This is a genomic window from Geodermatophilus sp. CPCC 206100 (assembly GCF_048569675.1).
Taxonomy (GTDB): domain Bacteria; phylum Actinomycetota; class Actinomycetes; order Mycobacteriales; family Geodermatophilaceae; genus Geodermatophilus.
Genome location: NZ_JAQISV010000003.1, coordinates 20,200 through 43,205, shown reverse-complemented (window position 1 = coordinate 43,205; position 23,006 = coordinate 20,200). Strand labels below are relative to the sequence as shown.

General features: G+C 75.7%; 25 protein-coding genes and 1 riboswitch. Of the genes, 11 read left to right on the top strand and 14 right to left on the bottom strand.

Annotated features, from left to right (window positions below):
• Positions 1-10: 10 nt before the first annotated feature.
• From PGN05_RS00775 to PGN05_RS00755, 5 genes are read left to right on the top strand one after another with little or no spacing between them, the layout of a single operon-like run.
• The gene (locus PGN05_RS00775) at positions 11-1,549 is read left to right on the top strand and encodes a Re/Si-specific NAD(P)(+) transhydrogenase subunit alpha (RefSeq protein WP_419750302.1); all 1,539 of its coding nucleotides are present in this window, start codon (positions 11-13) and stop codon (positions 1,547-1,549) included.
• A 4-nt stretch (positions 1,550-1,553) separates the two neighbouring features.
• Entirely contained in the window at positions 1,554-2,960 is a 1,407-nt protein-coding gene (gene pntB, locus PGN05_RS00770) for a Re/Si-specific NAD(P)(+) transhydrogenase subunit beta (protein WP_419750301.1), read from the top strand.
• 51 nt (positions 2,961-3,011) lie between these two features.
• Entirely contained in the window at positions 3,012-3,896 is an 885-nt protein-coding gene (locus tag PGN05_RS00765; protein WP_419750299.1) for an MEDS domain-containing protein, read from the top strand.
• Positions 3,893-4,852 carry an anti-sigma factor RsbA family regulatory protein gene (locus PGN05_RS00760; RefSeq protein ID WP_419750297.1) on the top strand — a complete coding sequence of 320 codons (960 nt, stop codon included), beginning with the start codon at positions 3,893-3,895 and terminating at the stop codon, positions 4,850-4,852. Before PGN05_RS00765 ends, PGN05_RS00760 begins: the two co-directional genes overlap by 4 nt.
• Before the next feature lie 40 nt (positions 4,853-4,892).
• On the top strand, positions 4,893-5,336 hold the full coding sequence (locus PGN05_RS00755) for a hypothetical protein (protein WP_419750296.1): 444 nt from the start codon (positions 4,893-4,895) through the stop codon (positions 5,334-5,336).
• On the opposite strand, the gene PGN05_RS00750 is transcribed toward PGN05_RS00755, so the two are convergent.
• The 3 genes from PGN05_RS00750 to PGN05_RS00740 are packed head-to-tail and all read right to left on the bottom strand — an operon-like array spanning position 5,333 to position 6,921.
• Positions 5,333-5,878: a GXWXG domain-containing protein gene (locus PGN05_RS00750; RefSeq protein WP_419750295.1), complete on the bottom strand. Its 546-nt coding sequence runs from the start codon at positions 5,876-5,878 to the stop codon at positions 5,333-5,335. The genes PGN05_RS00755 and PGN05_RS00750 overlap by 4 nt on opposite strands.
• Positions 5,875-6,693, bottom strand: a complete 819-nt coding sequence (locus PGN05_RS00745) for a pentapeptide repeat-containing protein (protein WP_419750294.1) — start codon at positions 6,691-6,693, stop codon at positions 5,875-5,877. The genes PGN05_RS00750 and PGN05_RS00745 overlap by 4 nt, the downstream gene beginning before the upstream one ends.
• A gap of 18 nt (positions 6,694-6,711) precedes the next feature.
• Complete coding sequence (locus PGN05_RS00740; protein WP_419750292.1) at positions 6,712-6,921, bottom strand: DUF4177 domain-containing protein; 210 nt, start codon at positions 6,919-6,921, stop codon at positions 6,712-6,714.
• A 46-nt stretch (positions 6,922-6,967) separates the two neighbouring features.
• On the opposite strand from PGN05_RS00740, the gene PGN05_RS00735 reads away from it, so the two are divergent.
• Positions 6,968-7,348, top strand: coding sequence for a VOC family protein (locus tag PGN05_RS00735; protein ID WP_419750291.1), 381 nt, complete (start codon positions 6,968-6,970; stop codon positions 7,346-7,348).
• 3 nt (positions 7,349-7,351) lie between these two features.
• On the opposite strand, the gene PGN05_RS00730 is transcribed toward PGN05_RS00735, so the two are convergent.
• A complete protein-coding gene (locus PGN05_RS00730) occupies positions 7,352-7,768 on the bottom strand; it encodes a hypothetical protein (protein WP_419750289.1) in 417 nt (138 codons plus the stop codon).
• Between the two features lie 59 nt (positions 7,769-7,827).
• On the opposite strand from PGN05_RS00730, the gene PGN05_RS00725 reads away from it, so the two are divergent.
• A complete protein-coding gene (locus PGN05_RS00725; protein WP_419750288.1) occupies positions 7,828-8,199 on the top strand; it encodes a DUF2784 domain-containing protein in 372 nt (123 codons plus the stop codon).
• Here PGN05_RS00725 and PGN05_RS00720 read toward each other — a convergent pair.
• The 7 genes from PGN05_RS00720 to PGN05_RS00690 form a co-directional block, all read right to left on the bottom strand.
• Positions 8,189-8,917 carry a DUF72 domain-containing protein gene (locus tag PGN05_RS00720; RefSeq protein WP_419750287.1) on the bottom strand — a complete coding sequence of 243 codons (729 nt, stop codon included), beginning with the start codon at positions 8,915-8,917 and terminating at the stop codon, positions 8,189-8,191. The two genes, PGN05_RS00725 and PGN05_RS00720, sit on opposite strands and share 11 nt — an antisense overlap.
• A 17-nt stretch (positions 8,918-8,934) precedes the next feature.
• Positions 8,935-9,765 (bottom strand): SDR family NAD(P)-dependent oxidoreductase, encoded by an 831-nt coding sequence (locus PGN05_RS00715; protein ID WP_419750286.1) that lies wholly within the window; start codon positions 9,763-9,765, stop codon positions 8,935-8,937.
• Positions 9,762-11,255 carry a flavin-containing monooxygenase gene (locus PGN05_RS00710; protein ID WP_419750285.1) on the bottom strand — a complete coding sequence of 498 codons (1,494 nt, stop codon included), beginning with the start codon at positions 11,253-11,255 and terminating at the stop codon, positions 9,762-9,764. Before PGN05_RS00710 ends, PGN05_RS00715 begins: the two co-directional genes overlap by 4 nt.
• A 55-nt stretch (positions 11,256-11,310) precedes the next feature.
• A complete protein-coding gene (locus tag PGN05_RS00705; RefSeq protein WP_419750284.1) occupies positions 11,311-11,958 on the bottom strand; it encodes a TetR/AcrR family transcriptional regulator in 648 nt (215 codons plus the stop codon).
• Positions 11,955-12,593 carry a class I SAM-dependent methyltransferase gene (locus PGN05_RS00700; protein ID WP_419750283.1) on the bottom strand — a complete coding sequence of 213 codons (639 nt, stop codon included), beginning with the start codon at positions 12,591-12,593 and terminating at the stop codon, positions 11,955-11,957. Before PGN05_RS00700 ends, PGN05_RS00705 begins: the two co-directional genes overlap by 4 nt.
• Before the next feature lie 176 nt (positions 12,594-12,769).
• Positions 12,770-13,648, bottom strand: a complete 879-nt coding sequence (locus PGN05_RS00695; protein WP_419750281.1) for a lytic transglycosylase domain-containing protein — start codon at positions 13,646-13,648, stop codon at positions 12,770-12,772.
• Between the two features lie 234 nt (positions 13,649-13,882).
• A riboswitch (cyclic di-AMP (ydaO/yuaA leader) is annotated at positions 13,883-14,044 on the bottom strand.
• 126 nt (positions 14,045-14,170) lie between these two features.
• The gene (locus tag PGN05_RS00690) at positions 14,171-14,893 is read right to left on the bottom strand and encodes a hypothetical protein (protein ID WP_419750279.1); all 723 of its coding nucleotides are present in this window, start codon (positions 14,891-14,893) and stop codon (positions 14,171-14,173) included.
• A gap of 245 nt (positions 14,894-15,138) precedes the next feature.
• Between PGN05_RS00690 and PGN05_RS00685 the strand changes: the two genes are divergently transcribed.
• Both PGN05_RS00685 and PGN05_RS00680 read left to right on the top strand, forming a co-directional pair.
• Positions 15,139-16,242 (top strand): LLM class flavin-dependent oxidoreductase, encoded by a 1,104-nt coding sequence (locus PGN05_RS00685; protein ID WP_419750277.1) that lies wholly within the window; start codon positions 15,139-15,141, stop codon positions 16,240-16,242.
• Positions 16,239-16,862, top strand: a complete 624-nt coding sequence (locus PGN05_RS00680) for an FMN reductase (protein WP_419750275.1) — start codon at positions 16,239-16,241, stop codon at positions 16,860-16,862. Before PGN05_RS00685 ends, PGN05_RS00680 begins: the two co-directional genes overlap by 4 nt.
• 95 nt (positions 16,863-16,957) lie before the next feature.
• On the opposite strand, the gene PGN05_RS00675 is transcribed toward PGN05_RS00680, so the two are convergent.
• From PGN05_RS00675 to PGN05_RS00665, 3 genes are all read right to left on the bottom strand, one after another.
• Entirely contained in the window at positions 16,958-18,532 is a 1,575-nt protein-coding gene (locus tag PGN05_RS00675; protein ID WP_419750274.1) for an FMN-binding glutamate synthase family protein, read from the bottom strand.
• Positions 18,529-20,097, bottom strand: coding sequence for an FGGY family carbohydrate kinase (locus PGN05_RS00670; RefSeq protein ID WP_419750272.1), 1,569 nt, complete (start codon positions 20,095-20,097; stop codon positions 18,529-18,531). The genes PGN05_RS00675 and PGN05_RS00670 overlap by 4 nt, the downstream gene beginning before the upstream one ends.
• Positions 20,098-20,185: 88 nt before the next feature.
• The gene (locus PGN05_RS00665) at positions 20,186-21,577 is read right to left on the bottom strand and encodes an MFS transporter (RefSeq protein WP_419750270.1); all 1,392 of its coding nucleotides are present in this window, start codon (positions 21,575-21,577) and stop codon (positions 20,186-20,188) included.
• 124 nt (positions 21,578-21,701) lie between these two features.
• Here PGN05_RS00665 and PGN05_RS00660 point away from each other — a divergent pair, with 124 nt between their 5' ends.
• Positions 21,702-22,103, top strand: coding sequence for a cupin domain-containing protein (locus PGN05_RS00660; RefSeq protein ID WP_419750269.1), 402 nt, complete (start codon positions 21,702-21,704; stop codon positions 22,101-22,103).
• Between the two features lie 183 nt (positions 22,104-22,286).
• Positions 22,287-22,850, top strand: coding sequence for a glycosyltransferase (locus PGN05_RS00655; RefSeq protein WP_419750268.1), 564 nt, complete (start codon positions 22,287-22,289; stop codon positions 22,848-22,850).
• Positions 22,851-23,006 lie beyond the last annotated feature (156 nt).

The window sequence follows — 23,006 nt, the reverse complement described above, 5'->3', positions numbered from 1 at the left end:
CGGAGGGGACGTGCTGATCGGAGTGCCCAGGGAGTCCCGGCCCGGGGAGACGCGGGTGGCGGCCACCCCCGCGACGGTGCGGCAGCTGCTCGCGCTCGGTTACGCGGTGCTGGTGGAACGGGGCGCCGGGCTGGCGGCGAGTTCCCCGGACGAGGCCTACGCGGAGGCCGGCGCGCGGCTCGGCACGGCGGCCGAGGCGTGGGCCGCCGACGTCGTCCTGCACGTGGCCAAGCCGACGCCCGCCGAGATCGGGCTGCTGCGCGACGGCGCGGTGCTGGCCAGCACGCTGAGCCCCGCGCTGGACCCCGACCTGGTGCAGGCCCTCGCCGCCCGGCCGGTCACCGCGCTGGCGATGGACGCCGTCCCCCGCATCTCCCGGGCCCAGTCGCTGGACGTGCTGTCGTCGATGGCCAACATCGCCGGCTACCGCGCGGTCATCGAGGCCGCGCACACCTTCGGGCGGTCGTTCACGGGTCAGGTCACCGCCGCGGGCAAGGTGCCGCCGGCCACCGTGCTGGTGGTCGGCGCCGGGGTGGCAGGGCTGGCCGCGATCGGCGCGGCGAGCAGCCTGGGGGCGGTGGTGCGGGCCACCGACGTCCGACCCGAGGTGGCCGAGCAGATCGAGTCGATGGGCGGGGAGTACGTGGGGGTGCCGGCCGACGAGCCGCAGCCCGGTGGCGGCACCGGGTACGCGTCGGTCACGTCCGAGGACTACGACCAGCGGGCGGCGCTGATGTACGCCCAGCAGGTCCGCGAGGTCGACATCGTCATCACCACCGCGCTGATCCCCGGCCGCCCGGCGCCGCGGCTGATCACCGAGGAGATGGTCGCCGCGATGCGGCCCGGCAGCGTGGTCGTGGACATGGCCGCCGCGCAGGGCGGCAACGTCGCCGGGTCGGTGCCCGACCAGGTGGTGACCACGCCCGGCGGGGTCACGATCATCGGCTACACGGACCTGCCGGGCCGGCTGCCCGGCCAGGCCTCGCAGCTGTTCGGCACCAACCTGGTGAACCTGGTGAAGCTGCTGACCCCCGGCAAGGACGGCCAGGTGGTCCTCGACCTGGACGACGTCGTGCTGCGGTCGATGACCGTCGTCCGCGACGGCGAGGTCCTCTGGCCGCCGCCGCCGGTGCAGGTCTCCGCGGCCGCCCCCGCTCCCCCACCCGCCCGCCCGCCGGCCGCCCCGGTCGAGCGCCCGCCGGCCTCCCCCGCGCGACGCGCCGGGCTGGTCGCGGCCGCCGCCGTCGCGCTGTTCCTGGTGACGGCGTTCTCCCCGAGCCCGCTCATCGGCAACCTGACCGTGTTCGCCCTGGCGATCGTCGTCGGGTTCTACGTCATCGGGAACGTGCACCACGCCCTGCACACGCCGCTGATGTCGGTGACCAACGCGATCTCCGGGATCATCGTCGTCGGCGCCCTCCTGCAGCTCGGGCACACCAGCACGCTGGTGACCGTGCTCGCCTTCGTCGCGGTGCTGGTGGCCTCCGTCAACGTCTTCGGCGGCTTCGCCGTGACCCGCCGCATGCTCGGCATGTTCACGAGGAGCTGACCCAGTGGACGCCACCTCCGCCGCCGCGGCGGCCTACATCGTCGCCGGGCTGCTGTTCGTGCTCAGCCTGGCCGGGCTCTCCCGACACGAGACCGCCCGGTCGGGCAACGGCTACGGCATCGCCGGCATGGTCATCGCGCTGGCCGCGACGATCGGGCTCGCCGCCCGCGACCTCGACGCCGCCGCGGTCGCGCTGATCGCGGTGGCGATGGTCGCCGGCGCGGGCATCGGGCTGTGGCGGGCACGCCGGGTCGAGATGACCGGCATGCCCGAGCTCATCGCGGTGCTGCACAGCTTCGTCGGCCTGGCCGCGGTGCTCGTCGGCTGGAACGGCTACCTGTCGGTGGAGCGGGCCGGCGCGGAGCAGACCGAGGTGCCCGCCGACCTGCTCGGCATCCACTCCGCCGAGGTGGTCATCGGCGTCTTCATCGGCGCGGTCACGTTCACCGGCTCGATCGTCGCCTTCCTCAAGCTGTCGGCCAGGGTGAAGAGCAACCCGCTCATGCTGCCGGGCCGCAACTGGCTCAACCTCGGTGCGCTGGTCGCCTTCGCCGCCCTCACCGTCGCGTTCGTGGTCAGCCCCGGCCTGGGCGTGCTGGCCGCCGTCACCGCCCTGGCCCTCGCGCTGGGCTGGCACCTGGTGGCCTCGATCGGCGGCGGCGACATGCCGGTGGTCGTGTCGATGCTCAACAGCTACTCCGGCTGGGCGGCCGCCGCGTCGGGGTTCCTGCTCGACAACGACCTGCTGATCATCACCGGCGCCCTGGTCGGCTCCTCCGGTGCCTACCTGTCCTACATCATGTGCCGGGCGATGAACCGCTCGTTCCTGTCGGTCATCGCCGGCGGCTTCGGCAACGAGGGCGCGGTCGCCAGCGGCGACGTGGCGGGCGAGCACACCGAGATCACCGCCGAGGAGGTCGCCGAGCTGCTGCGCGGCGCCGACTCGGTGGTCATCACCCCCGGCTACGGCATGGCGGTCGCCCACGCCCAGGGCCCGGTCGCCGAGCTGACCCGCAAGCTCACCGACAAGGGCGTCCGGGTCCGCTTCGGCATCCACCCGGTCGCCGGCCGGCTGCCGGGCCACATGAACGTGCTGCTGGCCGAGGCGAAGGTGCCCTACGACATCGTCCTGGAGATGGACGAGATCAACGACGACCTCGCCGACACGTCCGTCGTCCTGGTCATCGGCGCCAACGACACGGTCAACCCGGCGGCGCTGGAGGACCCGGGCAGCCCGATCGCGGGCATGCCGGTCCTCCGGGTGTGGGAGGCCGAGCACGTCGTCGTCTTCAAGCGGTCGATGAACACCGGGTACGCCGGGGTGCAGAACCCGCTGTTCTTCCGGGACAACGCCCGCATGCTCTTCGGCGACGCGCGGGAGCGGGTGGACGACATCCTGCGCGCCCTGTGACGTCCGCCCCGGGGACTGTTCCGCACGCGTACGACGACCTACCGTGGGTGCGTGCGTTGCCAGGGGGAGGTGGCCGAGCCGGTCGCCGTCGGTCCGGCGGACCACGTGTGCTGGGTGTACGACGACGCCGAGTCCCTGGCCGACGTGGCCGGGTCCTTCCTGGCCGGCGGGCTGGCCCGGGGCGAGCGGCTGCTCTACGTCGGCGACGACGAGGGCATCGACCTCCTGCGCCGCCGGCCCGGTCCACTCGGCGCGGTCGACGACCTGGTCGCCGACGGCACGCTGACCCTGCTGCCCCTGGCCGGGGCCTACGAGGGCGCCGGCGCCTTCTCCCCCGAGCGGCAGCTCGCCTTCTACGACGCCGCCACCCGCGGGGCCGTGGACGGCGGGTCCCGCGGGCTGCGGGTGGTCGCCGAGCTGACCGGGCTGGCCGCCGACCCCGACCAGCGCCGCGAGCTGGTGCGCTGGGAGCACCTGGCCGACGGCTTCATGGCCGGCGGATCCGGCATGTCGGCCCTGTGCGCCTACCGGCGCGGCGCCGTGGATCCCGACGTCCTGCGCGACGTGGCCACCGTGCACCCCCAGCTGGGCGTTCCCGACGGGGTGCACGCCGACGAGCTGGCGCCCTTCCGGGTGTTCGTCGACGGGGACCGGCTGGCCGTCGCGGGCAGCGTCGACGCCTTCGGCGCGGAGCGGCTGCGTGCCCTGCTCACCACCTCCCCCGCGGACGGGGACGCGGTGGCCACCCTCGACGTCTCCGGCCTCACCTTCTTCGACGCGGCCGGGTGCCGCGCGCTGGCCGCGTGGGCCCAGGACCGGGCCTCCTGCGGCCGCCGTCCCGAGCTGGTCGGCGCCACGCCGCTGTTCGCCCGGGTGTGGCGGCTGCTCGGCTACGACCGGATCGCCCGCGCCACCCTGCGCCGGTCCCCTGCGTGACCGCGGCCGGGACCGGGGTCGCCCCCCTCCCCGCGTTCGTGCACGAGACCCTGCCCTATCGCGGGGACGACGAGTTCCTCACCGGCGTGCTGGGCTTCGTGCGCGAGGGGCTCGCCCGGGACGAGGCGGTGCTCCTCGTCGAGCCGACGCGCCGACTGGCCCAGCTCCGCGCCGCGCTGGCCGAGGACGCCGGACGGGTCGAGTTCCTCGACATGACCGACGTGGGGGCCAACCCCGGCCGGATCGTCGCCGCCTGGGCCGCGGCGCTCGACCGCGCCGCGCGCACCGGCCGCACGCTGCGCGGGGTCGGTGAGCCGGCCCACCCGGACCGGTCGGCGGCCGAGCTGGTGGAGTGCGAGCTGCACGAGCACCTGCTGAACGCGGCCTTCGGCGCCGGCGGCGGCCCGGCCTGGCGGCTGCTGTGCCCCTACGACGTGCAGGGCCTGCCGCCGGCGGTCAGCGCCCGCGCGCTCGTCACCCACCCGTACCGCACCGGCCCGGACGGCCCCCTGCCGTCCCCCGACCACGCGCCCCGGACGCCGGCCGAGCTGCTGGGCGGCGCGCTCCCGCCGCCCGCGAGCGAGGGCGTGCTGCGGGGGGAGTTCGGTTCCGGCGACGTGCCGGCCGTGCGGCGGACCGTCGCCTCGTACGCGCGGACCTGCGGGCTGACCGACGAGCAGGTCGCCGCCCTGGAGCTGTCGGCCTCCGAGCTGGCCACCAACAGCATCCGGCACGGCGCGGGCCGCGGGACGCTGGCGATGTGGACCGAGCCCGGCGCGGCCGTGGTGGAGTTCTCGGACGCCGGCCGGCTGACCGACCCCCTGGTCGGTCGCCGCCCGCCGCCGACCCGGCAGGTGGGCGGGCGCGGCGTCTACCTGGTGCACCAGCTCTGCGACCTGGTCCAGGTGCGCTCCACCCCCCGCGGCACCACGGTGCGGGTCACCACCTGGCGCTAGCCGGTTTGCGGCGCGGCCCGCCGTCGCCCACCGTTGCCCCGTGGACCCCTTCCGGAGCCTGGGCATGCCGCGCATCCCGGGGCTGTCCGAGCTGCTCACGCTGCTGCAGAACCAGACCGAGGCCCTGGCGCAGCTGCCGCGGACGCTCAGCGACCTGAACACCGCCGTCCGGGACCTCATCACCGCCACCACCGTCGCGACCGAGACGATCGCGTCGGCCCAGCGCACCGCCGAGCGGCTGGAGACGCTGGTCGAGGAGCTCGAGGAGCCGGTGCGCGCGCTGCGCCCGGGGCTGGAGCGGGTGGGCAAGGTGCTCGACGACCCGGTCATCGACACGGTCCCGGACACGCTGCGGCGGCTCTCCGAGGACGTGCTGCCGCTGATCCACGGGCTGCGGCAGGCCAGCGACCGGGTCGGCTCGGTCGCCGGCCTGCTGCGCCGGCGCGGGCGGCGCGAGGACGAGGACGAGCTCCCACCGATCTAGTCGAGGTCGCGCTCCAGCACGAAGGCGAACGGCTCGGCCAGGCCGCGCATGTCCATGAGCCCGAGCAGCACGTCGGGGGCGACCTGCCGGAAGGCGTCGACCACCGGGAGCCGGTCGTAGACGATCGCCGCGGTGAGGACGCCGCGGTGCTCCACCCGGCGCACCCGGGCAGCGGGGCGGCCGGTGCGCAGCAGCGGCCGGACGGCGGCGAACGCGGCGCGCGCCGGCGCGCTGCGGGCGAGCCCGGGCACCCGCCGGAGCAGCAGCAGGGGCGCGAGCGCCGGCTGCACCGGCCGCGGCACGCCGGCGCGGTCGCGGAACAGCAGCGGGTGCACCGTCTCGGCGTCGACGACCTCCTTGCCGTACCAGTGGTGCGCGGCCAGCAGCCCGTCCAGCCGCGACCCGGTGGGCAGCTCCCGGCCGCGCCAGCGGCCGACCAGGGTCGCGGGCTCGACGGCGGGCAGCCGGTCGGCCAGGGCGAGGACGTCGACCGGCGCCGCCCCGCCGCGGTGCCGCGCCAGCCAGCGCAGCGGCTCACTCACGGCGCCACCCAGTGCGCCGGGTGCTCCAGGACGGGGGGCAGCCGGGTGGCGGCGTCCCCGCGGGCGGCGGCCACCTGCGGGCGGGTGAGGAACAGCGCGCCGGAGAGGTCGGCGCCCCGCAGGTCCGCAGCGCGCAGGTCGGCGCCGAGCAGGTCGGCGAGGTGCAGGTCGGCGTCCCGGAGGTCGGCGCCGATCAGGTAGGCGCCCCGCAGGGCGGCTCCGCGCAGGTCGGCGCAGCGGAGCTTCGCCCCCACCAGGTCCGCGCCGCGCCGGAGCCGGGTCCGCCCGTGCACCCCGGCGCGGGCCAGCTCGCTCACCGAGAGCAGGAGCGCGCCGGCCTCCTGCCGCAGCGCGGCGGTGTCCACGGCCGCGAGCTCGGCGGGACCGGCGCCGGTCAGCCGCTCGGCGCGGTCGCGGGCGGCGACCAGCTCGCGGTGCAGCGGCGCGGCCGCGGGCAGCGCGAGGGCCTCGGCGAGGTACCAGAGCAGCTCGTGCAGCTGGCGCTGGACGCCGAAGGCGGTGGCCATCGACGCCGCCGCCTCCGGCCCGCCGTCCCACCCGCCGAAGGTGACCTGCACGGTCTGCTGGCCGGCACCGAAGCAGTCGAAGGCGGTGCAGCCGGGGAAGCCGCGCTCCCGGAGCCGGTCGTGGATCCCGCAGCGGGCGTCGGGCTGCAGGTGCACGCAGGCCCGGCCGGCCGGCTTGTCGATCGCGAAGTCAGCCGACGCCGTGAACGCCGGCACCACGCAGCACAACCCGATGCAGCGGGCGCAGTCGGCGCGCAGGCGCGCCCGGACGTCGGGAGAAGCGGGCACGGGCGGTCCTCCGGACGGTCAGGCGGTGGCCCGCTCCAGGGTGACCAGCACGCCCTCGACGCCGCCCGGGCCGATCCGACCCTTCACCTCGACCGACGTGATCGCCTTGAGCTGCCACCCCTCGCGGGCGTGCTGGTTGAGCACCTTCTCCAGCTTGTCACCGGACATCTTGCCGCCCATGAGCCCCTCCCGGAGCTCCACCACCTTGTACTCGAAGCGCTGCGCCACGGGGCTCCTCCCGTCGTCGGTGCCGTCCAGCCCCGATGATGCCCCCGTGGACGTCCTGAGCAGCCGGGTCCTCCTCCGGCCCCGCGACCCGACGCGTTCCCAGGCCTTCTACCGCGACGTCCTCGGCCTCGCGGTCTACCGCGAGTTCGGCCCGCCGGAGCACCCCGGCGTGGTCTTCTTCCTCGGCAACGGCCTGCTCGAGGTGTCCGGCTCGGGCGAGCCGCCCCAGGGGCTGGCGCTGTGGCTGCAGGTGCGCGACGTCGCCGCGGAGTTCGAGCGGCTGCGCGCGGCGGGCGTGCCGGTGCTGCACGAACCGCGGACCGAGCCGTGGGGGCTGGTCGAGGCCTGGGTCGCCGACCCGGACGGTGTCCGCATCGCGCTGGTCGAGGTGCCGCCGGACCACCCGCTGCGCCGCGATCGGCGCTGAGGGTCAGGAGCGCGCGCCGCCCGCCGTCCCGTCTCCGGCGGGGCCGTCGTCGGGCTCGGGCGGCTGACGGCGGACCAGGTCGGCCACCGACTCCTCCAGCCGCGCCCACGTGGAGCTCCACTCGACCAGCGGCTCGAGGATCCGCTCGAAGACGGCCAGCTGCTCGTCGAAGGCCGCCAGCTGGGCCGTCATCGCCTGGATCTGCTGGCGCTGACCGCGCACGGCCTTGTCGATCGCCTGCAGCTGGGCCGCCGACATCGCGCCGGGCGGCGAGGGCAGCTTCGGCAGCGAGAAGGGGACGGCGCCGGCGGCCATCCCCCGGGCGCGGTCGGTGAACCCGCGCAGCTGGCTGACGAACTCCTCGATGGACCGGGGCACCCGGGCGCCCGGGTCGCGGCCGCTCTCCTCGCGCTCGCTCATGCCGCCCAGTCTCCCGCCGGGGGTCCCTCCGCGCGCCTCCGCCATGCCACGCTGGGGGCGTGTCCTGGGCGTACGCCGTCGCCGTCGTGCACGGGCTCGCCGTCGGCCTCCTGCTCACCGGCGCGCTGCTGGCGCTGCGGTGGCCCCGGCTGGTGCTGCTGCACGCCCCCGTGGCCGCGGCGATCCTGGCGGTGCACCTCGCGGGTGCGCCGTGCCCGCTCACCGAGTGGGAGCTGGCGCTGCGGGAGCGGGCCGGCGGGGAGGTCTACACCGGGGGCTTCCTCGGCCACTTCGTGTTCGCCCCGCTGGGCCTGGACGTCGGCAGTCCCGCGGTGCAGGCCGGGATCTACACCGTCGCGCTGCTGCCCAACGCCGTCGGCTACGGGCTGCTCGCCGTCCGGGCCGCCCGCCGCACCCGGGTCACCCCGTGACGAGGGCGCGCAGCGTCTCGGCGTTGCGGACGGCGTGCCCGTGCCCGTCGTTGTTGAAGTAGGCGTACACGTCGCGGCCGGCCCCGGCCCACTCCCCCACCCGGTCGGCCCACCAGCGCAGGTCGGGATCGGGGTAGGAGCCGGCGTAGAGGTGCACGGCGTCGGGCCCGTGCAGCCGCAGGTACACGAACGGCGCGGTCGCCCGCAGCACGCAGGGCAGCCCGGCGCCGCTCATCACGCAGTAGGCCGCGCCGTACCGCTCCAGCAGCGCGAACACCTCGTCCACGTGCCAGCTGGGGTGCCGGAACTCCACGGCCACCCGCATCCAGTCCGGCAGCAGGCCCAGGAAGTACCGCAGCCGCTCGTCGTCCCGTTCGTGCGCCGGGTGCAGCTGGACCAGCAGCACCGCCCGGCGGTCGCCCAGCTCGTGCCAGCAGGCGACCAGCCGCTCCACCCAGACCTCCGGCGCGTACAGGCGCTTGGCGTGGGTGAGCCCCCGCGGTGCCTTGACCGAGAGCTGGAAGCCCGGCGGCAGGCGGCGGCGCCAGCCGGCGAACGTCGCCGTCCGCGGCCAGCGGTAGAAGCTCGCGTTGAGCTCGACGGTGCCGAAGCGGGCTCCGTAGTGCGCCAGCCGGTCCCGGGGTGGGGTGCCCGGCGGGTACAGCACGCCGTCCCAGTGGTCGTAGCTCCAGCCCGACGTCCCGATGTGCACGGCCACCGCCGGTCCCTACCCCGTCAGCGCCGCGCCAGCGCCGCCAACAGCCGGCCGTGCGCGCCGGGCGCCAGGCGGGCCAGCAGGTCGGGGACGACGGCGCTCCAGCCCACGAGCTGCCGCGGGCGCCGCCGCTGCACCGCGGTGAGGATGACCTCCGCCGCCTGCGCCGGGTCCATCCGGAGCAGCCGGTCGAACTCGTGCTTGCCGCGCTCGCCCTCCGCGGCCGGCACGCCCGAGCCGACGCGGGCGTCCGCGGCGATCCGGGTGCGGATGCCGCCGGGGTGCACGCAGGTGACGCCGACGCCGTCGGCGGCCAGCTCGTGCCGCAGCGCCTCGGTGAACCCGCGGACGGCGAACTTGCTGGTCGCGTAGGCCGCCTGGCCGGCCGGGGCGATCAGCCCGAACAGGCTGGAGACGTTCACCAGGTGCGAGCCGGGGTGCGCCTTGAGCGTGGGCAGCAGGGCGTGCGTGAGCCGGACCACGGCGCGCAGGTTGACCTCCTGGACCCACTCGAACTCCTCGAGGGTCACCTGGTCGAACCGCCCGCCGAGGGCGACCCCGGCGTTGTTCACCAGCAGGGTGACCTCGGGGTGGCCGGTGACGAGGACGTCGGCGACCCGCCGGGTGTCCGCGGCGTCGGACAGGTCGACCCGGTGGGTGGTGACCGGGAGCCCGGGGTGCGCGGCGCCGATCCCCCGGGCCACGGTCGCCAGCCCGTCGGCGTCCCGGTCGAGCAGCACGAGGGAGCTGCCGCGCAGCGCGAGGCCGTGCGCCAGCGCGGCGCCGATGCCACCGGCCGCGCCGGTGACGACCGCCGTCCCGCCGGCGAAGTCGTAGGGCGCGAGCCTCACGCGGCCACCTCCGCGGCGACGGGGGACGCCGGCCGGGCGGCGAACCGCACGCCGGCGTCCTCGAGCGGGCCGTGGCGCATGAGCCACACGTCGCGCACGTAGTTCTGGTACAGCCGCCAGGGTGCGCGGGCGCCCTGCCGGGGCAGCGCGGCGAGGCTGCGCTGCACGTAGCCGGAGCTCAGCCCGATGAACGGCTCGGTGCCGCCGCCGGGCGGTGCGACCGGGGTGCACGTGGCCAGCCCGCGGGCGCGCATGTGGTCGAGCAGCCGGCAGACGTAGCCGGCGACCAGGTCGGCCTTGAGGGTCCAGGAGGCGTTGGTGTAGCCGATGGTCATCGCGAAGTTCGGCACGCCGGAGATCATCATGCCCTTGTAGGACACCCGCTCCGACAGCTCGACCGGCTCGCCGTCCACGGTGAGGGTCATGCCGCCGATGGGCAGCAGGTTCAGCCCGGTGGCGGTGACGACGACGTCGGCCTCGAGCTCGGCGCCGGACTCCAGCGCGATCCCGGTCTCGGTGAACGTCGCGATCCGGTCGGTCACGATGTCGGCGCGGCCCTCGCGGATCGAGCGGAACAGGTCGCCGTCGGGGACCAGGCACAGCCGCTGGTCCCACGGGTCGTAGGGCGGGCCGAAGTGGGTCTCGACGTCGAACCCGGCCGGCAGCTGCTTGCGGGCCAGGTTCTGGATGAACCGCCGCATGGCGGCCGGCCGCCGGCGGCTGAACTGGTAGGAGGCCATGGAGACCAGCACGTTCTTCCACCGCACGAGCGGGTAGACCGCGCGCGCCGGCAGCCGGCGGCGCAGGGCGTCGGCCAGCGGGTCGCGGCCGGGCAGCGCCAGCACGTAGCTGGGGGTCCGCTGCAGCATCGTCACGTGCGCGGCGGTCTCCGCCATGGTCGGCACCAGGGTGACCGCGGTCGCGCCGCTGCCGACGACGACGACCCGCTTGCCGGCGTGGTCCAGGTCGGCGGGCCAGTGCTGCGGGTGCACGATCGGCCCCCGGAAGCGCTCCTCGCCGGGGAACCGCGGCCGGTAGCCCTCGTCGTAGCGGTAGTAGCCGGAGCAGACCGACAGCCAGGAGCAGGTCAGCCGGACGGTCTCCCCCGTGTCGGTGCGCTCCGCGGTCACCGTCCAGCGCGCCTCGGCGGTGGACCACTCGGCGGAGACGACCCGGTGCGAGAACCGGATGTGCCGGTCCACGCCGTGCTCGCGGGCGGTGTCCTGCACGTAGCCGCGGATCGTCGCGCCGTCGGCGATCGCCCGCGGCTGGGTCCAGGGCCGGAACGTGTAGCCGAGGGTGAACATGTCCGAGTCCGACCGGACGCCCGGGTAGCGGAACAGGTCCCACGTGCCGCCGATCGCCTCGCGCGACTCGAGGACCGTGTAGCTCAGGCCCGGACACCTCCGCTGCAGGTGGCAGGCGGCCCCGATGCCGGAGAGCCCGGCCCCCACGATCAGCACGTCGACGTGCGCGGTGGTGTCGGTCATGGCGCTCCCCCTGCTCGGCCGGTGACCGGCACCACGGTAGTCGACACGGTGTCGATCACCTCGACGGCTCGTCGGTGCCGTAGATGGCGCGCAACCAGACGGTGAGCAGGACGTCGATGAGGTCCGCCTCCCCGACGGCGGGCTGCTGGCCGGCGAGCGTGCCCTGGATGACCCGCTCGTTCATCCAGTTCAGGGCGACGGCGAGGTCCCGCGCCGGGGGCCCGCCGGGCGCCGCCCCCCGGGCCCGCTCGGCCTCGATGGCGGCCGCGGTCTCGGCGACGAAGCCCTCCATCACCCGGGCCCACAGCTCGCGGACCTCGGCACTGCCGGCCAGCAGCTGGGTCGCCGCCGCGGTCAGCGCCCGGTGCGCGGTGAAGGTGTCGCGCACGGCGACCAGCGCCGCCCGCCAGCCGGCCCGCGCGTCGCCGCCGGCACCGGCGAGGGCGGCCGACCGCAGCGCGTGCGCCTCGGCCACCACCCGGTCCAGCAGCGCGAGGACGACGGCGTCCTTGGAGGCGAAGTAGAAGTAGAACGTCGGCCGGGAGATCCCCGCGCCGCGGGCGAGGTCGTCGACGGAGATCTCGGCGAGCGGCCGCTGCGCCAGCAGCGCCTCGGCGGTGGCCAGGAGGGCGCGCTCGCGGTCGTCGCCGGAGGGCCGGCGCGCGCGGCGGCCGCGGCCGGGGGCCGGCGCCGGACCGGTCACGGCAGCCGCCACACCGTCGTCCGCCGCAGCCCGGGGCCCTCGGTCTCGGGGATGTCGTAGACGGCGGCCGCCACCAGCCGCTCGTGCGGCAGGTAGGGCCGGCCGGGGTCCCCGACCAGCACCTCGCAGCCGCGCGCGCGGGCGCGGTCGAGGAACGGCAGCACCCGCTCGGTCATCTCCCGGTCGTAGCAGACGTCCCCCGCGAGCACGACCTCGATGCCGGGCAGGTCACCGTCGAGCACGTCGCCGGCCACGCCCACCCCGCCCACGCCGTTGAGGGCCGCGTTGACGACGACCGCCGTCCGGCTGAACGGGTCGACGTCACTGGCCAGCACCGAGCGGGCGCCGGCCCGGAGGGCGGCGATGGCGACCAGGCCGCTGCCCGTCCCGAGGTCGAGCACCGCCCGGCCGGCCACCACCTCCGGGGTGTCGAGCACGAACCGGGCCAGCGCCTGGCCGCCCGGCCACGCCGCAGCCCAGAAGGGCGGCGCCTGGCCGGCGCCGCCCTCCGCGGTCTCCATCGCCTCCCAGAGGGCGACGACGTCCTCGGCCACGTGCAGCCGGACCTCCGGGACCGAGGACGGTCGCTGGACCTGGGTGTGGGCGCGGACGAACCCGGCGGGGACGGATCTCACGCCGGCCAGTCCACCATCCGCCCGGGTCAGGTCACCGCCCCGGAGGACGGGGTCCCGCCTCGGCACCTGAGCCCCCGCCCAGGGCCCCCCCCTGAGGGTGCGAGGGGTGGGGAGGACGGGCGGCCCCCCTGCCCCCCGCCGCGAGCCCGCGAGCGGCGGGGGGCAGGGGGGTCCTTCTAGTACCAGTTGTTGGCCTTCGAGTGCGCCCAGGCCGCGCAGGGGCTGCCGTACCGGTTCTCGATGTAGATCAGCCCGGCGTCGATCTGCCGGTAGCCGTCCGAGGTCTTGGCGATGCCGGTGCCGGCCCACGTCGAGTTGAGGAACTGCGGGATGCCGTAGGCGGTGCTGGTCGGGTTCTGCGCGTTGGGGTTCCAGCCGCTCTCCTTGCCCCACAGGTTCTCCAGGCAGCTGAACTGGTCCGCGCTGCCGACCTTGGACATGGCGTACTCCTTGAAGGAGCCGCTGGGAGCGGAGGACGAGCCGCCGCTCGCAGCGGGAGCGGCCGGCGCCCGCTCGGCCTCTCGGGCGGCGCGCTCAGCGGCCTCGCGCTCGGCGGCCTCCTGGGCGGCGCGCTCGGCGGCGACCCGCTCGGCCTCCAGCCGGTCGCGCTCGGCCTGCTCGGCGGCGAGCCGCTCGGCCTCCAGCCGGTCCCGCTCGGCCTGCTCGGCGGCGGCCTGGGCCTGGGCCGCGCTGGCCTCGGCGGCCTCGCGCTCGCCGCGGGAGGCGGCCAGGTCCTCGAGCGAGGCGAAGTCGTCGGGAGCCACCTCGGCGGTCGGCGCCTCGGCCGCGGCCTGCGGCGCGATACCGAGGGCCTCGGCGACACTGTGCGAGGCGCTGACCGTGCTGGTCTCGGCCTCGGCCGGCGGCTGGCCGCCGGCGAGCAGGTTCACCACGACGGCCCCGGCGGCGGCCGCGGCCAGCAGGAAGGCCGGGCGGCGACCCTTGGCCGGCAGGTGCACGCGCCGGCGGGTCGGGCGCTGGGCACCGAGCTCGGGGGTGGGGAACTCGGCGGTGTCCGCCTGGACGGCGGGGAACTGCTGGGTGCGGTCGATCATCGGGTGTGGGTGCTCCGGGGCGAGAGTGCGCGCGGGCCGACCCTCCGCGGTGCGGGGGGCAGCCCAGGGCGGCGCGGGCTGGGGGTGGGTGCGCCGGCGGCGTCGGGAAGTGACGCGGGAGACCGGCGGGCGCGGTCAGGCGGGATCAGCGGGCCGGGAGGAGGCGCGAGGTGCGCGCGGCCGGGTGTCCCTGCGAGCCGCGAGGGCCCGGGGGCGGGGCATGCGGAGACTCTCCGTTTCTTCCGTGGCCGCCTACCGGGTTAGCTGACGGGTTCGGGCGGGAAGGCGCCCTACCGGCCCTCCGAGCGACGCTCGGCAGGCCGGACTCACCCCAGTGCTGCGGTGGGTCCCCGGCTCGTGGCCACGGCTGCGGACACGACTCGGCGGCGTCCACCCAGGCTCCCCGTGTGGGGAGAGACGACCAGGCGGACGAGAGCCACCGTAGGGGCCGTTACCGTCCCGTGACAATCCCGGCCGTCACATCGGCACCGTGAGCTGTGTCGCGGTGGGCGCCGGCTCCGCTCAACCGGCGACCGGCTCCCGGGGCTCGGTGAGCACCACGTTCCCGGTGAGCCGCACGGCCCCGCCGCGCGGGGCGTCGGACGCCGCCCGGTCGGGCCCGACGGCGGGCGAGCCCTCCAGCGCGGCACCGAGGCTGTCGGTCAGGAGGCGCAGGGACTCGCGGGCGTCGTCCTGCCGACGACGGAGGTCGGCGAGTTCGGCAGCGGCGGCGGCCGCCTCCTCCTGCAGGCGCGCCCGCTCCGCGGCGGCCTCCCGGAGCAGCTCCTCGGCCTGCCGGCGGACCCGCTCGAGGGCGGCGTTCCGCAGGTCGGACACGTTGCCCAGCCGCGCCTCGGCCTCGGCCCGGGCGGTCGCGCGGACCTGCTCGGCGTCCCGCTCGGCCTCGGCGACCACCTCGGCCGCCCGCACCTCGGCCAGCCGGAGCAGCTCGCGCATCGCGCCGACGAGCAGCACCGCGTCGCGCTGCTCCGCGTCCGCGACCGCCAGGGCCGGTACGGGAGGGGCAGGGACGGCGGCGTCGTTACAGCGACTGCACCGGATCCCACTGGTTCCCGGCACCGGACGGACGAGCAGCTCGCTCTCCACCCAGGCGACGTAGTCGTCGACGTCGGCCCGGTCGTAGCCGCGCAGCCGCCGGCGGAACCGCGGTCGCGGCTCGAACAGCGCCGCGAGCCCGGCCGACTCCCCGGTGGGGTCGACGTCCCCTTCGCCCTGCTCGACCATCCCCGGCCTCCCCCGATCGGCTACAGCGACTGCAGCGTCCCCGACCCTGCCGGGTGCCCGGCTCCGCCGCCGTGCGACGCGAGAGCAACACGGGTGTCGTTCACCGCCCCGTGCCGAGATGATCACTCAGCGCTGCGGAGGGTCTCGACGAGGTGACGGAGCGTGCGAGGAAGACCCGGAACAGCGGGACACGCACGCGTGTTACAGGGAACAGTAGTTGCACTCTCAACCACACGGAGCCCGACATGCAGTTCGGCATCTTCACGGTCAGCGACATCACGACCGACCCCACGACCGGCCGCACGCCGAGCGAGGCGGAGCGGATCCAGGCGGTCGTCACGATCGCGAAGAAGGCCGAGGAGGTCGGCCTCGACGTGGTCGCCCTGGGTGAGCACCACAACCCGCCGTTCTTCTCCAGCTCGCCCACCACGACGCTGGCGTACATCGCCGCGCAGACCACCCGCCTGCAGCTGTCGACGGCCACCACGCTGATCACCACCAACGACCCGGTGAAGATCGCCGAGGACTACGCGATGCTGCAGCACCTCGCCGGCGGCCGCGTCGACCTGATGCTGGGCCGCGGCAACACCGGCCCGGTCTACCCCTGGTTCGGGCAGGACATCCGCAACGGCATCCCGCTGGCGGTGGAGAACTACGCGCTGCTGCGGAAGCTGTGGACCGAGGACGTCGTGGACTGGTCGGGCCGGTTCCGCACGCCGCTGCAGGGCTTCACCTCCACCCCGCGCCCGCTGGACGGCGTCGCACCGTTCGTCTGGCACGGCTCGATCCGCTCGCCGCAGATCGCCGAGCAGGCCGCCTTCTACGGCGACGGGTTCTTCTCCAACCACATCTTCTGGCCCAAGGAGCACACCCAGCGGATGGTCGAGTTCTACCGGCAGCGCTTCGAGCACCACGGTCACGGGTCCGCCGACCAGGCGATCGTCGGGCTGGGCGGCCAGGTGTTCATGCGCCGGAACTCGCAGGACGCGGTGGCGGAGTTCCGGCCGTACTTCGACAACGCCCCGGTCTACGGGCACGGCCCGTCGCTGGAGGACTTCAGCCGGGAGACCCCGCTGACCGTCGGCAGCCCGCAGCAGGTCATCGAGCGCACCCTGGGCTTCCGCGACTACGTCGGGGACTACCAGCGGCAGCTGTTCCTCGTCGACCACGCCGGGCTGCCGTTGAAGACCGTGCTCGAGCAGCTGGACCTCCTGGGCGAGGAGGTCGTGCCGGTGCTGCGCCGCGAGTTCGCCGCCCGCCGGCCGGCGCACGTGCCCGACGCCCCCACCCACGCCTCCCTCGTCGCCGCCCGCGACGCGCGCGACGCCGAGGAGGTCCCGGCCCGATGAGCACCCGCACCCTCGCCGTCGTCAGCGCCGGCCTGTCCACCCCGTCGTCCACCCGGCTGCTGGCCGACCGGCTGACCGCCGCCACCGTGGCGGCCCTGCGGGCCCGTGGGGACGACGCCACCGTCGAGGTCGTCGAGCTGCGCGAGCACGCCCGCGACCTCGCCGACCACCTCGTCACCGGCTTCCCCAGCGCTCCGCTGCGGGCCGCGATCGACACCGTGGTCGGGGCCGACGGGCTGATCGCGGTGACCCCGGTGTTCTCCGCCTCCTACAGCGGCCTGTTCAAGACGTTCGTCGACGTCCTGGACAAGGACGCGCTCACCGGCATGCCGGTGCTGCTCGGGGCCACCGCCGGCACGGCTCGGCACTCACTGGTGGTCGAGCACGCCCTGCGGCCGCTGTTCGCCTACCTGCGCGCGATCGCCGTCCCCACCGGGGTCTTCGCCGCCCCGGAGGACTGGGCCGGCGCCGGGGGCGTCGACCGGGCGCTGGCCACGCGCATCGACCGGGCGGCCGGCGAGCTGGCCGACCTGGTCGCCGGGCGGGCCACCGAGCGCCGTCCGGTGGACCCCTTCGCGGACGTCCCCTCCTTCGAGGAGCTCCTCCGCGGCGAGGCATGACGGCGAGGTGGCCGAGGTGGCCGAGGTGGAGGAAGCGATCCCCACGTCAGAGCCGCCCTGACGCAGGAAGAGCTTCCTCTGCCTCGCCGGCCGGTTCAGCCGACGGCGTCGGGGGACGCCGGGGCGGAGCCGCCCTGGGGCGCGTCCCCGGCCAGGAGACGGACCACCTCTGCCTGGTCCGCGGCCGAGGGCAGGCCCCACTCCGGCCGGTAGCCGTAGACCTCGCCGAGCGGCGTGGAGCTGGTGCGGCCGTCGAGGATCTCCACCGTGTCGGACCGGATCAGGCCCGGGTGCTCCACGCCGCAGGCCTCGGCCACCTTGAACAGGTCCCGGCGCAGCGTCTCGATGTAGTTGGCCACCCGCACCGATTTCAGCTGCGGGTCCAGGCCGTGCGCGAGCCAGGCGTTCTGCGTCGCGACGCCGGTCGGGCAGGTGTCGGTGTGGCACTTCTGCGCCTGGATGCAGCCGATCGCCAACATCGCCTCCCGGCCGACGTTGACCATGTCGCAGCCCAGCGCGAACGCCACGATCGCGTTGTCGGGCAGCCCCAGCTTGCCCGCGCCGATGAACGTGACCTGCTCGTGCAGGCCGGCCTGCGCGAACGTCGCGTAGACCCGCGCGAAGCCGAGCTGGAAGGGCAGCGAGACCGAGTCGGTGAAGATCAGCGGCGCCGCGCCGGTGCCGCCCTCCCCGCCGTCGACGGTCACGAAGTCCACCCCGCGGCCGGTCCGCGCCATGAGGTCGGTCAGCTCGTGCCAGAACGTCATGTCGCCGACGGCTGACTTGATGCCCACCGGCAGCCCGGTCTCGGCCGCGAGCAGCTCGACCCAGTCGAGCAGGCTGTCGGTGTCGGAGAACTCCGCGTGCCGGGACGGGCTGATGCAGTCCACCCCCTCGGACACGCCGCGGGCCGCGGCGATCTCCGCGGACACCTTGGCCGCGGGCAGGACGCCGCCCAGCCCCGGCTTGGCGCCCTGGCTGAGCTTGATCTCCAGCGCCCGGACGGGGGCTCCGGCGACGAGGTCCTTGAGCCGATCGAGGTCGAACCGGCCGTGCTCGTCCCGGCAGCCGAAGTAGGCGGTGCCGATCTGGTAGACCAGCTCGCCGCCGTGCCGGTGGTGCACCGAGATGCCGCCCTCGCCGGTGTTCTGCAGGCAACCGGCCAGCGCCGCGCCGCGGTTGAGCGCCTCCACCGCCGCCCCGGACAGCGACCCGAAGCTCATCGCGGAGATGTTGACCACCGACGGCGGGCGGAAGGCGTGCGCCCGGCCGCGCGGGCCGCCCAGCACCTTCGCCGACGGCACCCGCACGTCGTGCGCCGAGGACGGGGCCGACGGCGGGACGGCCCGGCCGAAGGTCCGGTGGTTGATCACCGGGTAGCCGGCGGTGTACTCGAGGTCGTTGTCGGTGCCGAAGCCGAAGTAGTTGTTCTCCTTCTTCGCCGAGGCGTACACCCAGCGGCGCTGGTCGCGGGTGAACGGCCGCTCCTCGTTGTTGCCGGCCACCAGGTACTGGCGCAGCTCGGGGCCGATCGCCTCCAGCAGGTAGCGCGCGTGCCCGATCAGCGGGAAATTGCGCAGCAGGGTGTGCTCGCGCTGCACCAGGTCGCGCGCGGCGACGGCGCCCAGCGCCGCCAGCCCGGTGACTGCCGCCCGTGCGGCACCTCTCATGATCGTGCTCCTTCCTCGCGTCGGACCGGTTCGATGTCGTCGACCGCGTCGAGCGTCGCGAGGACGTCGGCGAGCGCCCGGGTGGAGCGGTCGACCAGCGGGCGCAGGCGGGCGTAGACGGCGACCTCGGCGGGGTCGGGCAGCACCGGGTCGCCGACCTCGACCAGCGCGGTCGCCGCGGCCAGGTCGGGCAGCGCCTCCAGCGCGTGCAGCCCCAGCAGGCAGGCGCCCAGACCGGTCCCCTCCGGCGAGTCGGCCACGCGCACCGGGAGGTCGAGCGCCGCGGCCAGCGTGCGCACCCACAGCGACGACGCCACCGCCCCGCCCGTGGCCCGCACCTCGCGGACCGGCAGGTCGGTCGCGGCGAACGCGTCGCGGACCAGCGCCAGCTGCTGGCACACGCCCTCCACCGCGGCCCGGACCAGGTGCGGGCGGCGGTGCTCGCGGCGCAGCCCGAGGTAGGCCCCGCGCAGGCCCGACCGCCACCACGGCGCCCGCTCGCCCAGCAGGTAGGGCAGGCACAGCAGCCCGGAGCTGCCCGGCGGGACCCCGGCGGCCTCGTCGAGCAGCCGGGCGTCGAGCGCGTCGGCGTCCTCCCCCTCGGGCGCGGGGCCGCCGGCGCCGGCCGCCAGCGCCTGCGCCGCCCAGCGCACCACCGAACCGCCGTTGTTCACCGCGCCCCCGACCACCCAGTGGTCGTCGGTGAGCGCGTAGCAGAACAGCCGGCGCCCGGGGTCCACGGTGGGCGCGGGGACGACGACCCGCATCGCCCCGCTGGTGCCCAGGGAGACCGCGGCGACGTCGGGGCGGACGGCGCCGATGCCCAGGTTGGCCAGCGGGCCGTCGGAGGCGCCGAGCACCACCGGCAGCCCGGCCGGCAGCCCCGTGGCGCGGGCCACCTCCGGGCGCAGGCCCGGCAGGACGGCGGTCGTGGGCAGCACCTCGCCGAGCTGGCCGGGCCGGACGCCGGCGATGCCCAGCGCCTCGTCGTCCCACCGGGCGGCGCGGATGTCGTAGAGCCCGGTGCAGGAGGCGCACGACCGGTCGACGACCTGCCGGCCGCCGCACAGCGCGGCGACCACCAGTTCCTTGACCCCGCCCCAGCGCGGCGTGCCGGCCAGCAGGTCGGGGTCCTCGGCGCGCAGCCAGGACAGCTTCACCAGCGGCGACATGGCGTGCACCGGCGTGCCGGTCCGGGCGTGCAGGTCGCCGGCCCGCCCGTCGGCCACCAGCGCCGCGGCCCACGGCCCCGCGCGGTTGTCCGCCCAGGTCAGCACCGGGCCCAGCGGGGCGCCGTCGTCGTCCATCGGCACCAGGCCGTGCATGGCCGCGCTGAGGCTGACGCCGACCACGGCGTCGCCGCGCTCGCGGGCGCGGGCGGCGACGGCGGCGAGCGCCTCGACGGCGGCGGAGGCGAGCCGCCCGGCGTCGAGCTCGGCGCGGCCGGGGGCGGGCACGGACAGCGGATAGGCGACGCTGACCAGGTCGCGGACCCGGCCGTCGGTGCCGGCGGTGACCGCCTTGGTCGCCGTCGTCCCGGAGTCCAGCCCCACGACGACGTCCACGACACCCCTCCCGAGCGGCTGCTGCTGAGCCTGTCGGGATCGTGCTCGCCAGGACTCCCGGCCGCCACCGGGGACCCGGCGGCCGGGGTCAGCGGTAGGCCGACCCACCCCGCAGTCGCGCCCCCACGGCGACGCGCAGCGGCGCCAGGACGACGCCGTCGTCGGCCAGCCGCGCCCGCAGCTGCCGCCGGTGCCGCAGCACCCCGACGAACCCGATGGCCCAGAACAGGTACTGGACGGCGAACGCGGCGCGGAAGGCGTCCAGCGAGTAGGCGGTGGAGGACCCGGGGGTCAGCACGTCGAGGACCGCGCCGACGGCGAGGATGGTGAGCAGCGAGGCGACGAAGCCGCCCACGTTGACCACGCCGCTGGCGCTGCCCTGCCGCTCGGCCGGGTTCCAGGTGCGGGCGAAGTCGAAGCCGATCATCGAGCCGGGGCCGTTGGTGCCGAGGACGACGACCAGCAGCACGAGGACGGGCAGCGGCGCGGGGCCGGGCCAGAGCAGCACCACGGTCCAGGTGGCGGCGGTGAGCACCAGGATCGCGAAGACCATCGTCGAGCGGCGCAGCGGCCAGCGACCGCACAGCCGGCCGAGCATCGGGCCGACGAGGATGCCGACGACCACCAGCAGGGTCAGCAGCGCGGCCGCCGTCGCGGGGCTGCGCCCCTGCCCGACGACGAGGAACGGATAGCCCCACAGCAGCGCGAACACCGTGCCGGAGAACTGGGTGACCAGGTGGGTGTAGAGCCCGATGCGGGTGCCCGGCTCGCGCCAGGTGAGGGCCAGGCTGCGGCGCACCTCGGCCAGGCCGCTGGGCGGGGCGATCTCGGTGCCCGGCGGGGTGTCGCGCAGCGCGACCACCACCAGGACGGCGACCAGCACGCCGACCGCCGCCGCGCCGAGGAAGGTGCTCTCCCAGGAGGTGGAGTGCAGCAGCGCGACCAGCGGATAGGCGGCGACGATCTGCCCGAACTGCCCCAGCATGCCGGTGAGCTGGGTGATCAGCGGGACGGTCGGCCCAGGGAACCAGAAGCCGATCACCCGCAGCACGCTGACGAAGGTCATCGCGTCCCCGGCGCCGACCAGCACCCGCGCGGCGACGGCGGTCGGCACGTCCCCGGCCAGGGCGAGCAGCGCCTGCCCGGCGGCCATCGTGAGCGCTCCAGCGAGGATCAGCCGGCGGGAGCCGAAGCGGTCCAGCGCGACCCCGACCGGCACCTGCATGCCGGCGTACACCACCAGCTGGAGCACGAGGAACAGCGAGATCGCCGAGGCGCCCGCGGAGAAGCGCTCCTGGGCCTCGACCCCGGCGACGCCGAGGGAGGCGCGGTGGAAGACGGCGACCGCGTAGGCGGCGAGGGCGACCAGCCACACGGTGTAGCCGCGGACCGTCGGGCGGGCAGCGATCGGCGGCGTCACCTCCATGGCGACGCCCCGGCGGCCCGGTTTCTTCCCCCGGGCGCGGGTGAGTCCCCTCACCCGGACGTGGTCCCCGGGGGACGACTAACTCCGCACGTCACCGGGCAGGAGGACCGCCGTCCGCCGGGGCCCGCGGGGCACCCGGCCGTCCGTCCGTGCTCGACCGACGAGAGGAGCGCCCTCGATGGCGTCCGTCATCCACTACACGATCGCGACCGAGGCCGAGAAGTACGCCGACTTCCGCCGCGTGCTGTGGACCGGCAAGAACACCCAGCTGGTCATCATGACCATCCCGCCGGGTGGGGAGATCGGCGAGGAGGTGCACGAGGACATCGACCAGATCCTCACCTTCGTGAGCGGCACCGGCGAGGCGCAGATCTCGGGCAGCAAGAAGAAGGTGGCGCAGGGCGACCTGGTCGTCGTCCCGGCCGGGACGAAGCACAACTTCGTCAACACCGGGCCCAACCCGCTGGTCCTCTACACCGTCTACGGCCCGCCGGAGCACGCCGACGGCGCGGTGCACAAGACCAAGGAGGAGGCCGACGAGCTCGAGGAGGCCGGCAAGGACGAGCCGCCGACCCAGTGACCGGCGGCCGGGGGTGCGCAGCGGCGCACCCCCGGTGCCGGTTCCGCGCGTCCGGCGACCGGAGCACCGCACGGCCACCGGCCGACTGCGCACGGTGCCCGGAGTCGTAGGACCAGTGTCCAGGTGTGCCGCCGCCCGGTCGGGTGGTCCAGTGGAGGCACCGACTCAACCGAGGAGCCCGGCATGTCGACGTCCGTGGGACGCGGTGCACGCTCCCTGCTGTCGGTCGCGCCGCTCGTGCCGGCCGGCGGGGTCGACGTCCTGCTGACCGCCTTCGGCCTGCTGGCCGACGACCGGCCGGAGCTGCGGCTGGAGATCGTGGGCAGCGGTCCGCTGGGCCGCGTGTTCGGGCACCACGCCCTGTACCTGGGCATCGAGGACCGGGTGGACTTCTGCGGCGCCCTGCCGGACGCCGCGGTCCGGACGGCGGTGCACGGCTGCGCGCTGCTGGTGTTCCCCCACCGCTCCGGCGAGTCGTTCGACCCGTCGCCGGCGCTCGTCGCGGCCCTGGACGCCGCCCGGCCGGTCGTCGCGACGTCCGCCGCGGCCCCGCCGCACGTGCTCCGGCACCGGGAGAACGGCCTCGTGGTGCCGCCCGACGACCCGATCGCGCTGGCCACGTCGATGGCCGAGGTGCTCGACCGGGCGTCCCTCACCGTCGCCCTGGCGAGCCTCCCGTGGCAGACCTCCCGGGAGCTGCCCCCGCACGGAGCCCTCCACCGCCTGTGGCACCGGGTGACCGGCTGACGCCGGGGCCGGATCCAGCTGCGGGCCGCAGGACTCTTGCGCACCCCGCCCACCGGGTGACACAACGTCCCCGCAGGTCGGAACGGGAAGGTCCCGTTCCGTTGCCGACGACGGCCCGACCGGCACGGTCGAGCTGCGCCGCGGCACGGGGGTGAG